The following is a 3,568-nucleotide window of genomic DNA, read 5'->3' as shown; positions in this document are numbered from 1 at the left end:
AACGGATGCACCGGATGTCTTGTACCTTGAAGATACCGATGGTGATGGCGTTGCGGATATAAAAGAAGTGATAATGACAGGTTTCTCTCTATCCAACCCCCATGTGAATGTAAATAATCCCATTTATGGATTGGACAACTGGATACATTTATCCCATCTAGGGCATATTGGCACAAGGAAATACGAAGAAGAGTTTGGAGATAAAGGATCAAACATCGTTTTCCCCATTCAGCCGGAAAGTTCAGTCTTACCCAAAAATGCCAATGGCCATTCGGTTAGGTTTAAACCGAATACTCATGTGGCAGAATTGGCCTCTACTCGTTCCCAGTTTGGGCATACTTTTGACCGTTGGGGTAGGTATTTACTGACACACAATCAAAACCACATTTACCATGAAGTAATTGCTGCCCCATACCTTTCCAGAAATCCGGGATTGCTTGTTTCTAATGCCAGTGAATCTATTTCTGATCATGGCAAGGAAACAGAAGTTTTTCAAATTACCACAAATCCTGATCGTCAGCTTTTTACTCCTGTAGGATTGACAACCTCTTCTAGCGGCTTGACGGCCTACTTGGGCGGTGCCTTTCCGGAACCTTTTGAGAATGCTGTCTTTGTTGCTGAATCTGTAAGCAACCTAGTTCATGTGGATATTTTAAAAGAAAAAGGAGCCACATTTATTGCTGAAAGATTACGAGAAAATAAGGAGTTTCTGGCTTCTAAAGATTCTTGGTCCAGGCCTGTAAATATGTACGTAGGTCCTGATGGTGCACTGTATGTGCTGGATTATTATCGTAGGATTATAGAACATCCCGAATGGATGTCTGATGAAGCCGTGGCTGCAGGTGGCTTGTATGATGGTGTGGAAATGGGAAGAATATATCGGATAAGTCCAACAGGTTTTGGCAAAGCCGATTGGACTTCGGGCTTGGATTTTGGTGCTGAGCGCCCCAAGGAATGGGTGAAGTACCTGGCACATAAAAACCATTGGTGGAGAAATCATGCCCAAAGGCTTATAGTCACAGCCGAAAACCTGGAGGTGATACCTGAATTGGAAAAAATGGCCACCAATCAAGAATCTGCAGAAGGTCGATTGCATGCATTATGGACTATGGAAGGCTTGAAAAGCTTGAGCACAGATCTGATTATTCAAGGCTTAAATGACTCTGAAGCGGGAGTTAGAGAAAATGCCATTAAGCTTGCTGAAATGCATCTCAATGAGTCAAATGATTTAGTAGAGGCATTGCTCAATCTAAATACAGATCCCAATCCAAGAGTTAGATTTCAATTGCTCTGTACCTTGGGTTTTATTGAAACAGAAGAAGCAGGGCAGGTTGCCGAAGAATTGTTGTTTCATGACCTTTCTGATGAGTGGGTACAAATCGCAGCATTGTCTGCCTCTACATCCCAGAATACAACATTAATAAAAACAGTACTAGACCGCTTTGATAAAAATGTACCTGCTTATGGTAGTTTGGTTCGCAGATTAACAGCCATGGTTACAGCCAATGAGAATGAAGGGGAAGCAGAAAAATTGCTTCAGTCAGCCCTCAAATTATCGGAAAACAGAGGTTGGGAAGCATCTGTATTATATGGAATAGCTGATGGAGTCAAGAGAAATGAGGAGAATGAGAAAGCGCTAACAGCCTATATGGATAAAGTAGTACTTGCCTTTTTTGATCACCCAAATGCAGGACTTAGAAAATCTGCATTGAACTTGATCAAAACCTTAGATTTCAAAGACGAGAAATTGCTTAAATCCAGCATGGACAAAGCCATGATCATTGCTTCAGATCAGTCCATTCCAGAAGACCGAAGAGCAGAAGCTTTAAGGTTTTTACCAGAGGGAGATGTAAGCCCTTATGCCGATCAATTGAAAGCAATGATTGCTACTACTGAACCGATTGTGTTGCAAATCGCAGCGATGCAAGCCCTTGGCAATATCAAAGGAACAAGTGTACCTGAATATCTTCTTAGCAAATGGAATTCTCTGACACCTGAAATAAGAGATGTCGCCTTGGGAACCTTTATGAGCGAATCCGATCGGGTCAAACTATTGCTTGAGGCGTTAAAAGATGGAAAAATTCCCACAGTAGCGATTGGCTGGAAAATGAGGGTTAGGCTTATGAACAATGGAGATGAGGCCACTCGAAATTTCGCAAGAGAACTACTGACTAAGGATGAAGGAGAGGAGATCAATAAAAAGTACCAAAAGGCCTTAGAAATAAATGGTGACCCTATTGCAGGAAAATCAGTCTACATAGAAAATTGCGCCCTTTGTCATCAGTTTAGAGGGAAAGGTGGAGTGGCTTTTGGGCCTGATCTAGGTACCTTGCACAATTGGCATCCAAAAGATCTTATGGCCAATATTTTGGACCCTAATTTGTCTATTGCTCCAGGTTTTGACTTATGGGAAGTGACTCTTAAAAACGGAGAAACTATTCAAGGAATGATTATGAATGAAACTTCAGCGGCAATAAGCCTTAGGATTTCTCCGGGAATAGAACAAGCTATAAATCGCCAAGATATTGAAGCCATAAAGGGGATGAATATGTCCCTTATGCCCGTATTGTCAGCTCAGCTTGATCAACAAAAAATTGCTGACCTGATGGCTTTTATAAGAAATGCAGAATAAAGAAAATTTTATATATCAATAGCAAATAGAAGAATATGTTAAAAAAATATTGGGTGTTTATTGCTTTGCCAATACTGTTTCTTGGTTTGGCAAGTGTGGTGAAAAGGCCTTTGTATGAAGCATCAGTCATTAAAAGTGATTGGAATATAGGTGTAGCCTTGTATTCCTTCAATCGGTTTCCTTTTCCTGCCACTTTGGAAAAGGCGAAAACAACCGGAGCGAAATATGTAGAAGGTTTTGATTTTCATAAGTTGGGTGGAGACTTTGGCGATAAAACCATGTCAGACCTCAGCCCTTCAGATGCAAAGGCAGTAAGGAAACTTTTGAAAACCAATGGGTTGAAAATGAAATCCATGTATGTTGGTAAAGCAAATGACAGGGATAGCTGGCAAAGAGCTTTTGAGTTGGCCAAGTCCCTGAAAATTAAATACCTGGTAGCTGAACCCAAAAGAGAAAATTGGGACATGGTGGATAAACTTGCCGAAGCATACAAAATCAAAATAGCCTTGCACCAACATTCAAAGGAGGCAGGAAGTATTTATTGGCATCCGGACTCGGTACTTTCAGCCATAAAAAACCACCCTAATTTCGGAGCATGTGGAGATTTGGGGCATTGGACCAGAAGTGGTCTAGATGCCGTGGAAAGCCTTAAGAAGCTGGAAGGTCATCTGATAAGTATACATCTCAAAGATCTTGATGCTTCCACCCAGTCTGCTAAGGATGTGAAGGTAGGTGAAGGGGTAATTGACTTTGAAGCTGTAGTTCATGAGCTAAAAAGGCAACAATTTGATGGGGAAGTTTATGTGGAATGTGAACACAAAATGGAGGATAATCTTGAAGATGTCCTCCATGCTGTCAAGTATTTTGGCAACCTGACTCCTTGATTTTAACCCAAAATAAACCAAAAATATGAAACGGAGAACTTTTTTTAAGAAT

At 41.0% G+C, this 3,568-nt stretch carries 2 protein-coding genes; both read left to right on the top strand.

The genetic code is table 11. From position 1 onward, the window contains the following. On the top strand, positions 1-2,632 hold a 2,632-nt coding region (locus AAC037_RS21720), incomplete at its 5' end, for a PVC-type heme-binding CxxCH protein (protein WP_339905567.1). A gap of 35 nt (positions 2,633-2,667) precedes the next feature. Further along, positions 2,668-3,516 (top strand): sugar phosphate isomerase/epimerase, encoded by an 849-nt coding sequence (locus AAC037_RS21715; protein ID WP_339905566.1) that lies wholly within the window; start codon positions 2,668-2,670, stop codon positions 3,514-3,516. Positions 3,517-3,568: the final 52 nt, after the last annotated feature.

Origin of the sequence: uncultured Cyclobacterium sp. (assembly GCF_963976465.1) — a bacterium.
GTDB lineage: Bacteria > Bacteroidota > Bacteroidia > Cytophagales > Cyclobacteriaceae > Cyclobacterium.
The sequence above is the reverse complement of the archived record's forward strand: the minus strand, read 5'-3'. Positions and strand labels throughout refer to the sequence as shown.

What these genes read in the sequence shown, in the direction of transcription:
- AAC037_RS21715 (WP_339905566.1), top strand. Translation starts at nt 2,668, where the DNA reads ATGTTAAAAAAATATTGGGTGTTTATTGCTTTGCCAATACTGTTTCTT.